At 68.4% G+C, this 15990-nt stretch carries 20 protein-coding genes; 7 read left to right on the forward strand and 13 right to left on the reverse strand.

Going from position 1 to position 15990, the window contains the following annotated elements; translation table 11 throughout:
- The first annotated feature begins 23 nt into the window (after positions 1–23).
- Positions 24–359, forward strand: a complete 336-nt coding sequence (locus Q9R14_RS02970) for a hypothetical protein (protein ID WP_184272777.1) — start codon at positions 24–26, stop codon at positions 357–359.
- 54 nt (positions 360–413) lie between these two features.
- On the forward strand, positions 414–1157 hold the full coding sequence (locus Q9R14_RS02975; protein ID WP_306003450.1) for a TolC family protein: 744 nt from the start codon (positions 414–416) through the stop codon (positions 1155–1157).
- An 830-nt stretch (positions 1158–1987) separates the two neighbouring features.
- On the opposite strand, the gene Q9R14_RS02980 is transcribed toward Q9R14_RS02975, so the two are convergent.
- From Q9R14_RS02980 to Q9R14_RS02990, 3 genes are all read right to left on the reverse strand, one after another.
- Complete coding sequence (locus Q9R14_RS02980) at positions 1988–4741, reverse strand: TonB-dependent receptor (protein WP_306003451.1); 2754 nt, start codon at positions 4739–4741, stop codon at positions 1988–1990.
- Between the two features lie 91 nt (positions 4742–4832).
- Positions 4833–5819, reverse strand: a complete 987-nt coding sequence (locus tag Q9R14_RS02985; RefSeq protein WP_185224706.1) for a FecR domain-containing protein — start codon at positions 5817–5819, stop codon at positions 4833–4835.
- A gap of 9 nt (positions 5820–5828) precedes the next feature.
- Positions 5829–6317, reverse strand: a complete 489-nt coding sequence (locus Q9R14_RS02990; RefSeq protein WP_185224831.1) for an RNA polymerase sigma factor — start codon at positions 6315–6317, stop codon at positions 5829–5831.
- A gap of 503 nt (positions 6318–6820) precedes the next feature.
- On the opposite strand from Q9R14_RS02990, the gene Q9R14_RS02995 reads away from it, so the two are divergent.
- Entirely contained in the window at positions 6821–7081 is a 261-nt protein-coding gene (locus Q9R14_RS02995) for a response regulator transcription factor (RefSeq protein WP_185224707.1), read from the forward strand.
- A 191-nt stretch (positions 7082–7272) separates the two neighbouring features.
- Positions 7273–7569 carry a toxin-antitoxin system, antitoxin component gene (locus Q9R14_RS03000; RefSeq protein WP_185224708.1) on the forward strand — a complete coding sequence of 99 codons (297 nt, stop codon included), beginning with the start codon at positions 7273–7275 and terminating at the stop codon, positions 7567–7569.
- Between the two features lie 60 nt (positions 7570–7629).
- On the opposite strand, the gene Q9R14_RS03005 is transcribed toward Q9R14_RS03000, so the two are convergent.
- The 8 genes from Q9R14_RS03005 to Q9R14_RS03040 all read right to left on the reverse strand — a co-directional run bounded on the left by Q9R14_RS03005 (position 7630) and on the right by Q9R14_RS03040 (position 13007).
- Positions 7630–7857 carry an ammonium transporter family protein gene (locus Q9R14_RS03005; RefSeq protein ID WP_185224709.1) on the reverse strand — a complete coding sequence of 76 codons (228 nt, stop codon included), beginning with the start codon at positions 7855–7857 and terminating at the stop codon, positions 7630–7632.
- Between the two features lie 10 nt (positions 7858–7867).
- On the reverse strand, positions 7868–8251 hold the full coding sequence (locus tag Q9R14_RS03010) for a copper resistance CopC family protein (protein WP_185224710.1): 384 nt from the start codon (positions 8249–8251) through the stop codon (positions 7868–7870).
- A 14-nt stretch (positions 8252–8265) separates the two neighbouring features.
- Positions 8266–8592: a hypothetical protein gene (locus tag Q9R14_RS03015; RefSeq protein WP_185224711.1), complete on the reverse strand. Its 327-nt coding sequence runs from the start codon at positions 8590–8592 to the stop codon at positions 8266–8268.
- 11 nt (positions 8593–8603) lie between these two features.
- Complete coding sequence (locus Q9R14_RS03020) at positions 8604–9785, reverse strand: copper resistance protein B (protein ID WP_185224712.1); 1182 nt, start codon at positions 9783–9785, stop codon at positions 8604–8606.
- Entirely contained in the window at positions 9785–11593 is a 1809-nt protein-coding gene (locus Q9R14_RS03025; protein WP_293824830.1) for a copper resistance system multicopper oxidase, read from the reverse strand. Before Q9R14_RS03025 ends, Q9R14_RS03020 begins: the two co-directional genes overlap by 1 nt.
- A gap of 140 nt (positions 11594–11733) precedes the next feature.
- Positions 11734–12282 (reverse strand): RNA polymerase sigma factor, encoded by a 549-nt coding sequence (locus Q9R14_RS03030; RefSeq protein WP_371929753.1) that lies wholly within the window; start codon positions 12280–12282, stop codon positions 11734–11736.
- Positions 12283–12291: 9 nt separating this feature from the next.
- The gene (locus tag Q9R14_RS03035) at positions 12292–12732 is read right to left on the reverse strand and encodes a Spy/CpxP family protein refolding chaperone (protein ID WP_185224715.1); all 441 of its coding nucleotides are present in this window, start codon (positions 12730–12732) and stop codon (positions 12292–12294) included.
- On the reverse strand, positions 12729–13007 hold the full coding sequence (locus Q9R14_RS03040) for a hypothetical protein (RefSeq protein ID WP_306003453.1): 279 nt from the start codon (positions 13005–13007) through the stop codon (positions 12729–12731). Before Q9R14_RS03040 ends, Q9R14_RS03035 begins: the two co-directional genes overlap by 4 nt.
- 190 nt (positions 13008–13197) lie before the next feature.
- On the opposite strand from Q9R14_RS03040, the gene Q9R14_RS03045 reads away from it, so the two are divergent.
- Genes Q9R14_RS03045 through Q9R14_RS03055 form a run of 3 tightly spaced genes read left to right on the forward strand, consistent with a single transcriptional unit; the run spans position 13198 to position 15303 of the window.
- The gene (locus tag Q9R14_RS03045) at positions 13198–14289 is read left to right on the forward strand and encodes an acyltransferase (protein ID WP_292077787.1); all 1092 of its coding nucleotides are present in this window, start codon (positions 13198–13200) and stop codon (positions 14287–14289) included.
- Positions 14286–14762 carry a DUF411 domain-containing protein gene (locus Q9R14_RS03050; protein ID WP_084375403.1) on the forward strand — a complete coding sequence of 159 codons (477 nt, stop codon included), beginning with the start codon at positions 14286–14288 and terminating at the stop codon, positions 14760–14762. The genes Q9R14_RS03045 and Q9R14_RS03050 overlap by 4 nt, the downstream gene beginning before the upstream one ends.
- A 49-nt stretch (positions 14763–14811) precedes the next feature.
- Positions 14812–15303, forward strand: coding sequence for a nuclear transport factor 2 family protein (locus Q9R14_RS03055; RefSeq protein WP_306003454.1), 492 nt, complete (start codon positions 14812–14814; stop codon positions 15301–15303).
- 98 nt (positions 15304–15401) lie between these two features.
- Here the strand turns inward: Q9R14_RS03055 and Q9R14_RS03060 are convergent, their stop codons facing one another.
- Positions 15402–15548 (reverse strand): hypothetical protein, encoded by a 147-nt coding sequence (locus tag Q9R14_RS03060; RefSeq protein ID WP_185224718.1) that lies wholly within the window; start codon positions 15546–15548, stop codon positions 15402–15404.
- 48 nt (positions 15549–15596) lie between these two features.
- Positions 15597–15929 carry a hypothetical protein gene (locus Q9R14_RS03065; protein ID WP_185224719.1) on the reverse strand — a complete coding sequence of 111 codons (333 nt, stop codon included), beginning with the start codon at positions 15927–15929 and terminating at the stop codon, positions 15597–15599.
- Between the last annotated feature and the right edge of the window lie 61 nt (positions 15930–15990).

Consider the following 15990-nt stretch of genomic DNA (forward strand, 5'->3'; position numbering starts at 1 on the left):
AGGGCCTGGCGAGACGAGGACTGATGGCGACGCTTCTGGCGTCGTTCCTGTCGTTCCTCGTCCTGGCGACAGCGGTCGACGCCGCCGCCTGCATCGCCGAGGAGGCGGGCGCGTCCTTTGTCGAAGTGACGGCGACCCAGGTCGCCGCCCCCGCCGGAGACAGGGACAACGCCGACCGGGGCGCCGCCGATCCGCGCGGCTGCACGCACTGCCAGTGCCACCATGGCGGCCTCACGGCGCCGCCGCCCGCGCCCGAGGTCAGCCGCGCCGTCAGCGCGGACGCGACTCACCCCGTTCTTTTCGTGGATCACCGGCCCTCCCGCACGCCCGCGGGACCAGAACGACCGCCCAGAGCCTGACGTTCGCCCGCGCCCCGGCGCGTTCGCCTTCGTCGAAACTCTGGAACCCCGATCATGTCTCTGTCACCTCCCTGTCGGCCGCCGCGCGCGGTCGGCTGCGCCTTCGCCGTCCTGGCTCTGGCGGCCGGCTTTCCGGCTTGGGCCGACCCCGCGCCGGCCTTTGAACAACTGCTGACCCAGGCATTGACCGCGCCCGCCGCGGCCGAAGCCGACGCCGATCTGGCCGCCGCCGAAGGCCGCCTGGCGCAGGCTGGCGTGCGGCCCAATCCCGAACTGGGGCTCGAGGTCGAGAACATCCTCGGTCGGGGTCCCTTCCAGGGGGTGGATGGAGCCGAGACCACCCTGACGGTCTCGCAGGATCTGGAGCTTTGGGGACGTCGCGGCGCCCGTGTCGGTGTGGCTCAATCGGAACGTGAAGCCGCTCGCTGGCGCCGCGACGCCAGCCGGCTGCAAGTCGCCGCCGCGCTCGCGGTCGCCTACGCCGAGGCGGAGGCCGCGCAGCGGCGATACGCCCTGGCTGAAGAGGCGCTCGAACTCGCGGTCGCCGACGCGCGCGCGGCCTTGATCCTCGTCGAGGAGGGCCGGGAGCCGCTGCTGCGCGGCATCCAGGGCGAGAGCGAAGCGGCGGCGGCGCGCGCCGCGCTCGACGAGGCGCGGGCCGAGCGCGACGCGGCCTTCGCCGAGCTGACCGCCCTGGCCGGCGGACAGACGCCGCTCACCTCCGTGGAGAGCTCCCTGCTCGATCGATCGCCCACGGCCTCAGTAGGTCAGGGCCGTCAACCCGCCGGGCCGCTGTGAGGTCTACGTCGTCGAGCTCGGGATTGAGGCTCCGGATCGTCTGCGTCGACGTTCCGCGTGTCACGGCGAGGCGGTTGACAGCCCGACCCTCGCCGCCGCGCGCGACGGCCACACCTTGAGACCAACTCACTGCCGCGCCGGAAGGACCCGTGACGCAGACGATGGGGCCCGGGTCAGCCCGGATCCGGCACAGCTGTCCTGTCGGCTCCGACACCACTGCGCTGTCTTGTTTCATTGGCCCCGCCAGGGCCCGCTGGCCAAGCGGGCCATCCGGCCGAACGACCGAGGCGAACGCACCGAGGTCATCGGACGACCCGTCGGTGGTCAGGCGAACGACATGTCCGCGACTGGAGAACAGAGCCCCGCGGCCTCCTTGTGCGATGAGGCGGGCGTCCGGCGCCAAGGCCGGGAGCCTCTCGCCGCTCAAGAACCAACCCTCTTCATCCCGATCACGGCCGTGCAGGACGATCGTTTCACCGATCCAACCGGCCTCGGCCGTCGGCAATCCGTGGAAATCGAGCGGGATGAGCGGGGTGACGCCCGGCGGGGTGACGTCCCGCGCCGCGCCAGCCGGGCTGACGGCGAGAAGGCGGGGAGAGTCGCCATCGATCGCGGCTACCATGAGGGTGTCGGACGCCGGCGACCAAGTCAGGAGACTTGTCGAGACGTCCCGGGCCTCGGGCGGGTCCCGAGTTTCGCCGGAGCGACTGTCGACCAGCCGCAGGGCGCGGGTACGCCGAAACTCCGTTGCGGCGCCCGGAGAGGGGAGGAGCTGGAGGGCGCCGTCGACAATCAGGGCGACGTGGCGGCCGTCCGGGGACGCCTCCAGGTCAAGGAACGGCCCTCGGGCGAGACGGGTCTCGTCCGCCGCTGACATAGTTGGCGATCAGGCCGAGCGTCAGAGGGCCGCTTACCCATTGGCCGCCGAGCCTGCCGCGCCACCGGGCGGGGAAATGAGGGTCTCCGAGCAGGTCCTCATTGGGGGACGCGTCGGTGATCTGGCGATCGTTGGCCAGGAGATGCGTCATCGACGCATCGATCGACATCTGACCAGCGCCCAGGTCGAAGCGATATCGCGCTGACAGGTCCAGCCCCTCGACCTCGACGGCGGCCGCGTTGACGAAGCGATTGTCGACGATCACGCCATAGGCGGTGACGGGCATGACGGTCGGGTTGAAATTGCCGGGGTGGTCCAGCAGCGATTGGACGAGGGCGCGATCCTCGGCGTTGGTGGCCGGGTTCACGAAGCGGACGAAAGGGGCCAGGGCGGGATCGTTGAGAACATTCGTCAGATTCTCGAGGACCGGATTGCCGATGCGGTCCTCGAACCGGGTGCGGAACCAGCCGCCCTCCAGTCGGAACCCGCTAAGGGCCGCCGGCGTCCAGATAAAGCCCGCCGTCGTCGAAGTGGCCGTTTCCGGCCGCAGGTCGGGATTTCCGCCGTACTGGACGACAGCGAGCACATTGACGCCGCCCCGGTTGAGAAAGGTCGGGCCGAGGGCATAGGCCGTGAACAGCTCGCGGAGCGCCGGCGCGCGGAACGATGTGCCATGGCTCGCCCGCAGCAGCAGGTCGGAAGCCGGGCTGTAGAGCAGACCGACCTTGGGGTTGGTGGATTGCCCGACCCCCTCATGGTCTTCGATCCGCGCCGCCAGGGAGAACTCAAGGCGCTCCAGGCCCGGGCGGGCGTTTGCGGCGCTCACGAAGGGCGCCCGGAACTCCACAAAGGCCGCCGAGACATCCCGCTCATAGACGAGAGGGGCGACGATGCGCGGCGCTATGCCGGAAAGGAAGTTCTCGCCCTCGGTTTCGAACCGTTCGCCGCGAAGATCGACGCCCACGGCCACCCGCAGCGGACCGCCTACGAGCTCAAGAAGCGACCCGTCAGCCTTGAGGTTTGCCGAGGTCACGGTGGTCGTGTGGTCAGTCCAGGAATAGCCCGAGCCGATATGCGCCCGCATCGCCGGGCTGGTGTTGGCGGGATCGCCGTAGGGATTGAAGAAGCCGTCGACCGCCGTTCTGAACGTCGTCGTCGGTATATCCGCCCGGGACCCCATGGCCTCCTGCAGGAAGGTCGTCTGAACCCGGTTGGAGAGTGTCCGGCTGCTGAACTCCCGACCGCCGCTGAGGTAGGCCGACAGGTTCCAGTCCCGTATCGCGCCGTTGAGCCCAAGGGCGCCGCTGACGCTTCGCGTGCGGCCTTCTGAGAGCGCCGGCCCAAGCTCGTCGATCCAGGAATAGGCGATGTCGTGGCGTGTCGCGCCCACCGGAGACACGAAGTGAGGATTGGCGGAGGTGATCACGACGATGCCGGTGTCGGCGGGCGTCTGGAGGGTGTGGTCCCGCTCTGTGTAGCGGATGTCGCCGTCGATGCTGAAGCCGAATGGAAGACTCTGCCGCGCCGCGGCGAAGAGGCTGTGCCGACGCTGATGCGGCAGGAACCACTGGCCCAGGTTCTGGTTCGTGAGGTTGACCTCATTGGCCCGAAAGTCGCCCGGCGTCAGCCCTGCGCCGTCCTGATCGCGAGGAATGGCGAAGATGGGCTGATAGGAGCCCGAGATGGGGTTCTGCGCCATGATGTTGCCGGGCGCGCTGTAAACAAGCCGCCAGTCCGAACCGCCCAGCGGGCGCAGGTCGGCGCTGGAGATCACGCGTCGGTCCTCCGAACGGAGCTCGCCGCGATCATGAAACTCGTAGGCCGCGACGAGGCTTCCGCTCGACCAGTTGAACCCGCCGACATGGGACAGCAGGACTTCCTCGGCGCCGCCGTCGCTCGTGCCGCCCACTCGCACGCGGGTTTCCGCCTGCTCGAACCGGGATTTCAGGATGATGTTGACGACGCCGCTGACCGCGTCCGCGCCGTAGAGGGCTGAAGCCCCGTCCAGCAGCACATCCACCCTCGCGATTGCGCTGGAGGGAATGTTGGAGACGTCCGCGAAGTCGCCGGAGATGCCCGTGCCGGCGATCCGCCGGCCATTGACGAGGACGAGGGTTGCGTCTGCGCCGAGTCCGCGCAGGTTGAGCCCGGTCGCCGCGCCGCTGTTCCGGGCCGAACGATCCGCGCCGGTGTTCGCGGAGCCCTCATAGGCGGCGCCGGTGAAATTCTGGGGGAGGGCGGCCAAGGTCTCGGCCACCGTCGCGCGCCCCTGCCGCGCTACATCGTCCTGGGTCAGGACTGTGACCGGCGAGGGACTGTCCACGCCGCGGAAGTAGCTGCCCGTAACCACGACCTCTTCGAGCTGGGTGGCTTCAGCGTCCGTCTCCGCCCGGGCCGACGGATCGATCAGCACGAAGACGTTCGGGCGGCTCTGACGATAGGTGAGGCCCGTTCCGCGCAATAGTTGGGCGAGCGCGGCCTCGGCCGTGAGATTGCCGGTGACGGCCTGGGACTGACGTCCGGCGACGAGCGCGCTGGGATAGAGGATCTGCAGGCCGCTTTGCTGGGCGAAGACCGGCAGGCTCCGCTCGAGCGGCCCCGCTCCGATGCTGAACGCGCGCACGGCCTCGACCGTCTGCGCCGCCACCGGCGTGGCGACCCCCAGCATCAGTGCGGCGAGCGCGGTAGAAGTGAACCTGTGACCCATGATCTCCCCCGATTCTCTACCCGCAGTTTTGCGGGTCGGGGAGGAGACGTCGGGTCGCGGCCCATCCCCTAAGTCCGGGATCAGATTATTTTCAGGCGGGTCCCGTCAGAACAAGGTGGCCGTCCGGCGCCCGCTCCGCTTCGAGGGCGTAGAGGTCCCTGAGCGCGGCGACGAAGCCGTCGACATCGCCTGCATCGAAGACCCCGCTGACCCGGATGGCCGAAATCCGGTCGTCCCGCAGTTCCACCGGCGAGGGGCTGTAGCGGTTGACCTCCGCGACGGCGACGGCGATCGGGGTGTTCTCGAACGTCAGGCGGCCGGTCGTCCAGCTCGTCGCCGCCGGCACGTTCACCGCCACAACCGCCGGGCGTTGAACCGAAGTCGTGACCTGTTGTCCCGGCGCCAGGGTCCATGCCGGCCGCGACGACGCCTCTTGCCGCACGGCAACCTGCCCCTCGACCAGAACAATCCGGGCGCCCGCGCCGGTCCGCCGGACGTCGAAGCGGGTGCCGATCGCGGTCACCTCCGTATCGCCGGCCTTCACCAGGAAGGGGCGGGTGGCGTCTCCCTGCACCTCGAACATGGCGCGTCCGGAGGTGAGCGTGACCAGACGCTCGGACCCGCTGAACCGGACCGTCACGTGAGACGCCGTGTCGAGGATGATGCGTGAACCGTCTTCCAGCCGGACCGTGCGCTGCTCACCGATGGCGGTGTCGTAGACGTCGGAACGTTGGGCGGACCACCAGGACCAGCTTCCCACAACGAGCGCCAATGCGATGGCCCCGGCCGCCCCGAGAGGGACCAGGCGGCCGGAGGTGCGTCTTCCCCCCTTTGTCGAAGCCTGGCGAGCCCGGTTCGCCGCGTCTTCCGTCAGCGCCGCCATCCCGGGGGTGTTTGCCAGCGTTCCGGCCGCGTCCCACATGGCCTCCAGGCGGCTGAAGGCGCGGGCGTTCTCAGGATCCCGCCGCCACACGCTGAAGGCCTTGATATCGGCAGTGGTGACCTTGCGCTGGCTCAACGTGGTGAACCATTCCGCTGCTTCCTTGCGCCTGATGTCGGCTTCAGCCTCGATCGTCATCCGTCTTGCCTACAGGTCCAGCCGAGACGCGCAGTACTCAAGCGCCCTGGACATTCGCCATTCCACCGTTTTTACGCTGATCCCGAACGACTGGGCGATCTCCGGATAGGTCATACCGCCAAAGCGGCTCAAGACGAAGACGTCGCGGTAGAGTTGCGGCATGGATCCGATCACCTGCTCGAGCAGAACCTGATCGAACTGCGGCGCGGCCTCGGCTCCGGCCGGTATCTGAAAGTCCCGATCCCGCCGCCGCCGTCCTTCCCGCCGGCTCTCGTCGCGTACCAGGTTCAGGGCGATCTTGAGCAGAAAAGCCTTCGGATGACGGATGTCGTCCAGCGCATAGGGCGCGGCACGGATGTAGGTCTCCTGAACGACGTCCGCCGCCGCCTCGGCGTCGACATGGGCTCGCAGGCGACGATCCAGCCAGGCGGCATAGCGCCGATAGAGACGGTTGATACCGTCCTGCGCCTCCGTGCCCAGCTGCTTCGTATCGGTCACCACGGTTCTCCGGCCTCTCGACGAGAGGGTCCGGAACCCAGACGCGTCCACACGGCCTGGGACAGGCGCGCAGGCGCGCGCCGTCAGGCGTTGGGAACGGGCATGCGCGCTGTGCGCGCCGCCGTCGATGATCTGATATCGCACAGGGGATTCCAGGCCCCGCCAACGCAAGCGTCGGCGACGTCAGCATGAATCAAACGGAATCCCGGCGCAAGCCGGAGGGGTCGGGCGTTGGAATCCTCTGCGATCGCGAGGCCCGCTGCTTCGGTTCACAGCGGCGCCTCTGTCTCGCGGACAGACCCCGGCTCAAGCTGTGGGCCTATCTCACGGCGCCCGACCGGGGCGGTCTAGAAGCCGCCCCCGGCGGAGGCAAGCGCTGGCGTGGTCTGGCGCGCGGATCGGGTTATCCCGCAAGAAAATGGCGGAGAGCCCGCAATTCACTGTCGTTGCCCGGTCGTTGATTCCCGCCGAACGTGAATCGCGTACTTTGGAAGGAGCGAGCCATGCAGCGTAGTCCCCATGCGGAACGCCAATCATCCCTGCTTCTCAGCGGTCGCGAAACCGAGTGTCTTCTTTGGGTCAGTCGCGGCAAGAGTTCGGCGGACATCGGTCAGATCGTCGGCCTGTCGCCCCGGACGGTCGACAGCTACATCGAGAAAGCCTGCGCCAAGCTTCGTGTCCGGACGCGCATCGAAGCTGTCGCGGCTGCGGTCCGCGCCGGCATCATCGATCCTGACGAAGACGGGTCAAGGCGCGAAGGGTGAGGGGGCGGGCCAGGAACTTCTGTGAGGAAGCCCGGCGTTTCGCCGCCGATCGCCGCCGACGCTCACGCGTCCCCTGGCTCTCGATCGGCGCCTATCGTTCCCGGAACCCGCCATCAATGACCCTACACCGCTTGCGGCTGGTCGCGCGAGTCGGGTTGACCGGAGGCCATCAGAGAAAGGAAAACACGCCGATGCCCAAATACGCCCCGCTCGCAGCCTTCCTCCGACGCCAGAAGCGCGCCGAGGTGGACCTGACCTTCCGGGACATCGAACGGATCGTGGGCGGCATCCTGCCGAAGGCCGCGGCCGTGGAAGGATGGTGGAGCGCGGATCCGGCCGGGCCGGTCATGCCCCAGCACATCGCCTTTGCCGAAGCCGGCTTCGTCGCCGAACCCAGGATTCGGGCCGAGACGGTGCGCTTCGTTCGTGTGGAAACGGCGAGCTCACCGCTGGCGTCAGCCGCTCTGGCGCACGGTGTGACGCTCTGACATCCGATCACTTCCGGCGGCTCCCCTGGAGGCGGCCGCCGGAAGCGCCGATGCGGAGGATCAGTTGTGGTCGGCGTGGCCCTGGGGCGCGGGCGCGTCCGACGGAGCCGGCGCGGGCGGCGCCGGTTCGGCCGGGGCGGCCGGCTCAGTCTTCATGTCGTCGCAGCAGGTCATGGCGGCGTCCGCAGCCATGTCCTTGCAGCAGGCGCAGCCTTCTGCGGCCAGGGCCGCGCCGGCGCTCAGCGTCAGGATCGCGCCGGCCGCGGCCAGCAGGTTGGAAACCTTCATCGTCGTTCTCCTAGTGGACCATGAAGCGGATGGAGCCGGACATCTTGTGACCGTCCGGACCTTCGGCGGTCCAGGCGGCAGTGTAGGTCCCCGGCGAGAGACGCGGCAAGGCCACGCTGACAGCCGCGGCGGCCGGTGCGGCGGGCGCGGTCACGACGATCGGTTCCTGACCTTCTGCGCTGAGGGTGACGGTCTTGAGGACCATCGGGTGCGGGAAGGTCGCGCTGAACCGTTCGGGTGAACCGGATGTCATGGCGCCATCGGCGGGGGTGGTGACGATGCCCGAGGCGGCCGGGGTCGGGTGCTGCATCCCGGCATGGCCGGCGTGCGGGTCCTGGGCGGCGGCGGCTCCGGCGAAAGCCAGGGCGGCGGTGAAGGCCAGGGTGCGGATCATGGGGTGGTCTCCTCTCATTGTTTCGGGGGCGCGGGCATGGCGGACATGTCGTGCCCGGAATGGTCGGTCATCGGCTCCGGGGCCGGCGCGGTCGACGGCGGCGGCGCCGGAGCCGGAGATTCGGCGGCTTTCGCCGCGGGTCTCGCGGGAGCCGCCCGCGAGGGAGCCGCAGCGGCCGGCGCGGGCGAGGCCGCAGGCTCCGCCGGTCCGGTTACGGCTCGCGGCGTCGGGACGGGCGCAGGGGCCGTCACTTCGACTCCGACCGGGTCGGCCGGCTTTTGCGCCGGCTCGCAGGCGACCAGACCGAACGCGGCGATCAGGGGCAGCATAGTGTTCTTCATGGATGCGGTCCTCAGAACCAGGCCTTGAGGCCGATGACGAAGCGGGTGTCGTCAGCCTCGCCGCCTCGGGCCTCGATGTAGTCGGCGGTGTCTCCGAACGCGCGGCTCCACTCGACGCCGACATAGGGGGCGAACTCCTTGCGGAATTCATAGCGCAGCCGCAGGCCCGCCTCGACTGAGGACAGGCCCGAGCCGATCTCCAGCTCCGGAATGTCGCTCGCCGAGACGTCGATTTCGAGGCGCGGCTGGAGGATCAGGCGCTGGGTGATGCGCTGATCGTATTCGGCCTCGACGCGGGCGGTCAGGTCGCCCTCGGTCGACAGGAAGGCGGCGGCGTCGATCTCCCACCAGTGGGGCGCCAAGCCCTGCAGGCCGAGAACCAGATGCGTGGTGTCCTCGCCGTCGGGACGAAAGTCCTGACGCACGCCGGCCTGAACGTCCCAGAAGGGCGTCACCGCGCGGCTGTAGAGCGCCTGGACCTCAGCCTCCTCGAGCTCGCCGCCGAAGTCGCCTTCGCCCTCGGACTTCCACCAGAAGCGGTTGATGTCGCCGCCCGTCCAGCCCTGGACGTCCCAGAGATATGATTCGCCGTCGTCGCCGAAACCGGCTTCGAGACGGTCGACGATGACGGCGGTGGTGCGGACGTCGCCGTTCTCGCGGACCAGGGTCCGGCGAGAGGCGGCCATGGCCTCGGTGCCAAAGACGAGATCGGCCGCGTGAGCCGGGCCGCCCAGGGCGGCGGCGGGGAGCGGGTCTTCGGGCGGCCGGCCGGGATTGTCGGCGCTGGTGGGGACGTCCGGCGGCCCCATGCTCATGGCCGACATGTCATGCCCGGCGTGGGGATCGGCCTGGGCGGGGGCCATGGCGGACATGTCGTGGCCCGCATGGGGATCAGGCTGCGCCGGGGCCGGGGCCGCCATGTCGTGCCCCGCATGGGGATCGACGGGCGCGGGCTGAGCCGGCATCCGGTGGCCAGCGTGAGGATCGGGTGCGGGCGGGGTCGGCGCCGCCGGCATGACATGACCCGCGTGGGGGTCCTGCGCCGCCGGCCGGGCGGGCGCCTGCGGCGTCGGGGCCGGAGCGGGGCGGGCCGGCGCCGGCATCGTATGGCCGGCGTGCGGGTCCTGGGCCTGGGCGCTGAAGGCGCTGGCGGCGAGGACCAGGGGGGCGAGGGCGACGGCGAGGCGGATCATCAGTTGGCTCCGTCCATGGGCCGCACCGTCACGACGTTGAACATGCCGGCGTGCATGTGCATCAGCATATGGCAGTGGAACGCCCAGTCGCCGGGCGCGTCGGCGGTCAGGTCGAAGGTCACCTTGCCGCCGGGCGCGACGTTGACCGTATGCTTGAGCGGCTGATGTCCGGCCGGCCCGCCCGTCACCAGTTCAAAGAAGTGGCCGTGCAGGTGGATGGGATGGGCCATCATGGTGTCGTTGACCAGCGTCACCCGCACCCGCTCGTTGCGTTCGAAGCGGATCGGCTCGACCAGTTCGCTGAACTTGCGGCCGTCGAACCCCCACATGAACCGCTCCATGTTGCCGGTAAGGTGGATTTCCATCGTTCGCGACGGCGGGCGCTGGTCCTTGTTGGGCTGGAGCGACACCAGGTCGGTGTAGACAAGGACGCGGTGATCGACGTCTGTGAGACCGATCGGACGCTCGCCGAGGCGGTTGGCCGGGGCCATGGCGATCGCATCGACGCCGACGCCGACCGCCATGTCCGGCGGGGCGTTCTCGGGGTCACGCATGTTCATGCCGGCCATGGACATCCCGGCCATTTCGCCCGCCGGCGCCGCGCCCTGGGCCGGGGCTCCGTGGTCCATGCCGGCCATCACGCCGTGATCCATCCCGGACATGCCGCCCATTGAGCCGTGATCCATTCCGCCCATGCCCATGTCGCGCATGGTCAGATTGGGAACCTCGCGCAGCGGCGGAACCTCGGCGGTCATGCCCAGGCGGGGAGCCAGGGTCGCCCGTCCCATGCCGGAGCGGTCGATGGCTTCGGAGACGATGGTGTAGGCTCGGTCATCGGTCGGCCGGACGATGACGTCATAGGTCTCGGCCACCGAAATCTGGAACTCATCGGTCTCGACCGGGCGGACGTTCTCGCCGTCGGCCTGGACCACGGTCATCGGCAGGCCGGGAATGCGGATGTTGAAGATCGACATGGCCGAAGCGTTGATGATGCGCAGCCGCACCCGCTCGCCGGGCCGGAACAGGCCGGTCCAATTCTCCTGCGGACCGTGGCCGTTGATGAGATAGGTGTAGGTCGAGCCGTTGACGTCGAGGATGTCGCGAGGGTCCATCCGCATCTGGCCCCACATCCGCCGCTCCTCCAGGCTCATGCGGTCGCTGCCATCCAGGAGGCCCGCCAAGGTGGTGCGCTGCTGGTTGAAGTAGCCGGGGCTCTTCTTCAGTTTGTCGAGGATTTCGTGCGGATGCATGAAACTCCAGTCCGACAGGACCAGCACATGCTCGCGGTCGTAGGCGATGGGATCGGCGCCCGCCGGATCGATGACGATCGGACCGTAGTGCCCCATCGCCTCCTGAAGACCAGAGTGGCTGTGATACCAGAAGGTGCCCGACTGCTTGATCGGGAACTCATAGACGAAGGTCTCGCGGGCCTTGATGCCGGGAAAGCTGATGCCCGGCACGCCGTCCATCTGGAACGGCAGGAGCAAGCCGTGCCAGTGGATCGAGGTGTCCTCGTCCAGACCGTTGGTGACCGCTAGCCGGACATTCTGGCCCTCCCGCAGGCGCAGCAGCGGCGCCGGCAGAACGCCGTTGATGGTCACCGCATGGCCCGTGCGCCCCCCCACCGTGAAGGGCGAGTGGCCGACGGTCAGGTCGACGTTCGGTCCGGTCAGCGTCGGCAGGTCCGACCGCAGCCCCGCCGAACCCGTCTGCGCCCAGGCCGGAAGCAAGCCTTGCAGTCCCAGCAATCCACCGCCGATGGCGGCGCCCCGGAGAAGCGTTCGGCGATCAAGGCGAGCGGTCGACATCAGAGAAGTTTTCCTTGGTCGGCAAGTGAGCCGTTCGTTCAGATACGCATCTGAGCGGCGCATCCCTTGCGTCAGGTCGCCACAGTCTTCGAGATAACGCTCTTGCGCGCGCGCTCGGCACCGCGACGCCGAACCGGCGCTCAAGCCAAGGCGTCGACCAGCTTTTTTCGCGCGCGGGCGATCCGCGTTTCCACGGCCTTCGGCGTGATGCCCAATATGGATGCGACCTCCGCATGAGAGCGCCCTTCAAGCGTGGCCAACAGGAGTGGGGCCTTCAGGGCGTCGGGAAGCTCAGACAGCGCGTGTTGCAGGTCCTGGGCCCTGCGCTGATCGTCCAGCCTAGCTTCAGGCATGGGTGCGTCTTCCCCCACCGCCGTCGCCTCGGGAGCATCGAGCCCCATCACGCCGCGCACGACACGGCGAACGGAGCGCCGCCGGCTCCAGTCCCGACACTTGTTCAAGGCGACGGAACGCAGCCAGACATCGAAAGGCCGCGCCGGATCATATCGCCGCATGGCGAGCCACGCTGAGGCATAGGCTTCCTGAAGCACGTCATGCGCTTCAGCCTCGTCGCCGACGTAGCGGCGAATGAACCGGTAGAGGTCGGCCTTGGTGGCGGTCATCAAGGCAGTGAAAGCGGCCCGGTCTCCACCCGCCGCTCGGACCTCGATGCTGGCTTCAACCCCCACGCGCCGCGCTTAGCCGGCTTCGTAGCGTACGGCGTCGACGACGGCCGCGTCGAACACCTCGGCCTGTGCCGGGGTCAGAACGGATCGCATCTCGAACACATGGGTAATCGTCGCCTTTTGCAGATCGCCCATGGCGGTATGGAAGTGATCGACAGCCGCCTGGACCTGCGGCGTGTCCCCGTCGCTTGCGGCGATGGCGGCCGCGAGTTCGCGATTGGCGGCACGAACCTCCGCCTCCAGTGCCGGGCGACGCGCGGCGAAGCGGGCTTCAATGACGTCTAGACGGCGGTCCTGCTCCGCGCTGAGGTCGAGTTTTTCATGGACGACGCTGTGCAGGCTCGGCGGCTGGCGCTCGCGCATGATCCAGGTCGCGCTCGCCCAGGTCGCTGCCCCGCTGGCGAGCGCCGCCAAGATCGCCGTGGCGACGATCGACTTCCACGTCGCCCTCATCCCCAAACATCCAGGCTGGCCATAGGTGACAGGCCGGCTGACACCGTGAAGATACGCAGCTCTGAAGGCTCTGGCCGTGGGGTCATGAGCATCAGACCGCCGTTCGCACCGCCGACGACAAGGGCGATCGCCACGGCGGCGATCCGCACCTGACCCATTCGGGCGCGATCCCGGCGCTCGCCAATCCGGGACCAGACGGCGTCCTCCACGACCGCAAGCCGTGAAGCGTCGCCGGGCGCAGCCGCTCCGATCAGTCTTTCGATGTCGTCAGTCATTGCGCACCTGCCTCACGCCCCCCCTCCATACGCGCCGGTTTGAGCTTCCCCTCATGAGGGGAAAGGTCCGGCCCCGCGTAGATACCAGAGAACGACCGGAATAGCCGTGTCGTCCAGGGGGATCGATGTGAGCGACAGGTCAGGCCCCGCCCGGGCTCCCTTCCCGGACGTGCTCGATCCCCTCACCAGCGTGAGGTTTTTCCTCGCGCTCGGCGTCGTGCTCTTCCATTTCCAGCTTTACTGGACCTTGCCTGCGGAGAGCGCGGGCCTGCTGAACCGCGCCCGGCTCGGCGTGGATGTCTTCTTCATCCTGTCGGGCTTCATCCTCGCGCACGTCTATCTGCAAGGGAACGGCGCGCCCGACTACAAGCGGTTTCTGGCAGCTCGGTTCGCCCGAATCTATCCGGCTCACCTGTTCATCCTCCTGGCCATGCTCGGGCTTGTATTGATCGCCCCGATGGTCGGCGTCGGTCTGGAGCCAGGCCGATTCAATCCCGCCGATTTCGCGGGCACTCTGCTGCTCGTTCAGGCCTGGTTTCCGCGCGAAACCATGGCGCTCTGGAACGGACCAGCCTGGTCGCTGTCTGCCGAATGGTTCGCCTATCTGTTCTTCCCGGCCTACGCTGCTGTCGCCCTCCGCCTGCGGTCGAGGCCGTGGGCTCTGATCGCACTCTCCGCGCTGCTGTTCGTCGCGCTTGACGCCTTTTACCGGACGCAGTTCGGGCGGGTCCTGCCACGGGCGGAGGACAGCCTGGGCATCCTGCGCATCATTCCCGAATTCCTCTACGGCATTGGCCTCTACTATCTCGGTCAGCGCTGGACGCCTTCGCCGCGAATGTCCCTCATGGGCGCCCTGGTCGCCACGACCCTGCTGCTGACGCTCATGCAGATCGGCGCCGACGACCGGGTCATCGTGGCGGCGGCCGGTCTCTTCATCCTGTCGCTCGCCCTGTTGGCCAAGGCTCCGGTCCGGACCTTCCTGTCTCACCCCGTCCTTCTGTTCGCCGGCGAAGCGTCGTTCGCCCTCTATCTCGTCCACATCCCCATCCTGATGGTGTGGCGCAATGCGGCGCAGGCGTTCTCCGGCTGGGGTGCGGACTATCGAATGGGCCTGGTCGAACTGGCCGCCATGCTTGTGTTGACGCTCGCCGCCGCGGCCGCCATCCATGTCTTCGTCGAGCAGCCTGGCCGACGGTGGTTGCGGGCGCGGCTGGCGCCGCAGCGCGCCGACCCTGTCGAGGCGCAGCGATCCGTCCACAGCGATCAGGGAGAACCCTTTTGAATCCCGCCAATCTGAACCGTCGTCTACTCATGGGCGCGGCCGTCTTCATCGGCATGGGCGGGTCCGCCTGCGCCCAGACCCGTCCGTCCAGAAACCTCACGGTCTTCAAGACGCCCACCTGCGCCTGCTGCGACGCCTGGATCGCGCACATGCGCCAGGCGGGCTTCACCACCACCATCACCGTCCTTCCAAGCCTTCAATCGGTCCGGAGCAGCCGGGGCATGCCGGACGCGCTCGCCTCCTGTCATACCGGTCTGATCGATGGCTATCTGGTCGAGGGTCATGTGCCGGCCCCGGACGTCATTCGACTGCTGACCGAGCGACCGGCGGCGGTGGGCGTCGCGGTCCCGGGCATGCCGCTCGGTTCGCCCGGCATGGAGACGCCGCAGGGGCGCAAGGAGCCCTACGACACTCTGCTGGTGCTTCGCTCGGGCGCGACCCGCGTGTTCGCCCGCCACAACCCGCCGGCCTGACGCAGATCGCGCTCAGCCCGTTCAGATCACCCACAATCCGGAGTTCGCCATGTCCCGCACCTCTCTCGCCCTCGTCCTGTCGCTCGCCGTGCTTTCGGCGACACCCGCCTTCGCCCAGGACCACGCCCACGTGCATGCCCAAGCCGCCGGCTCGGTCGCCGCGGAAGCTGCGGACGCGGCGGCGGCCGTCGACGCCTTTCACGTCGCCCTGAAGGCCGGCGACACGGCCGTCGCCCTGGCCCTGATGGCGCCGGATGTGATGATCTTCGAGGAGGGTGGCGCGGAGCGATCGCGCGACGAGTATGCGTCCCATCACCTGGGCTCGGACGCCGCCTTCGCCGCCGCCTCTGAAGCGACGGTGACGCGCAGATCGGGATGGGCCGACGGGGACATCGCCTGGATCACCAGCGAAGGCCGCACCACGGGCCAATTCAACGGCCGCGCCATAGACCGCCTGACGACCGAAACCATGGTCCTCAAACGCCATGCCGACGGCTGGCGCATCCACCACATTCACTGGTCGTCGCGCGCGCCCGGCTGACGCTCAGGCCCGCGCCAGCGGGTCGCCGGCCCTGCGACGTCGGTGAGGAACATCGAGAAGACGCCCGCCCTCGCGGGCGGGCGTCCCCGATCATACGATCAGCAGCAGGTGCAGGCTTCCGCGCAGGCTGCGATAGCGTCGCAGCAAGCGCATACGGCCTGCGCCACGGCGTGCGGCGCGGCCGCGAAGGCGGCTGAACCGGAAGCCAGCAGCACCAGGGCTGCGAGGGTGAGCGTGCGTTTCATGGTTTTGATCTCTGTTTGATTGAATGAGTTCGGTCTTCTTCAACAGGATCAGCGTCGCGGGGGCGGGTCGTCCGCCTCCGCGGTGAAATCGGCATGCCGCGCATCAAGGGATGGATAGAGGACAGACGCATAGGCCCGTGCGGGGGTGGGTTCACCGCCCTGAGGGACCAGGCCCTGGCAGATGGCCAGACACGCCTTATGGCACGAGATCCTGACGGTCTTCGGCTCGCAAGGGACGCCGTCGCCGCTCATCGACATGGACGCCATATCCTGATCGACCGGAGCTTCGCAGGCGATCGAAGCGGTGGACACGAACAGCACGGCAAACGCCGCTAGCAGCGCGGTCGTCAGTCGGACGAGGTCATGACGCAGGAACGGCATCGTCTGATCATACTTCAATGGCCGGCGGAGCGACGACCTCATTCAGATCATCGCGATCGCG

The sequence above is a fragment of the Brevundimonas sp. C43 genome, from assembly GCF_030732185.1.
Lineage (GTDB): Bacteria > Pseudomonadota > Alphaproteobacteria > Caulobacterales > Caulobacteraceae > Brevundimonas > Brevundimonas diminuta_C.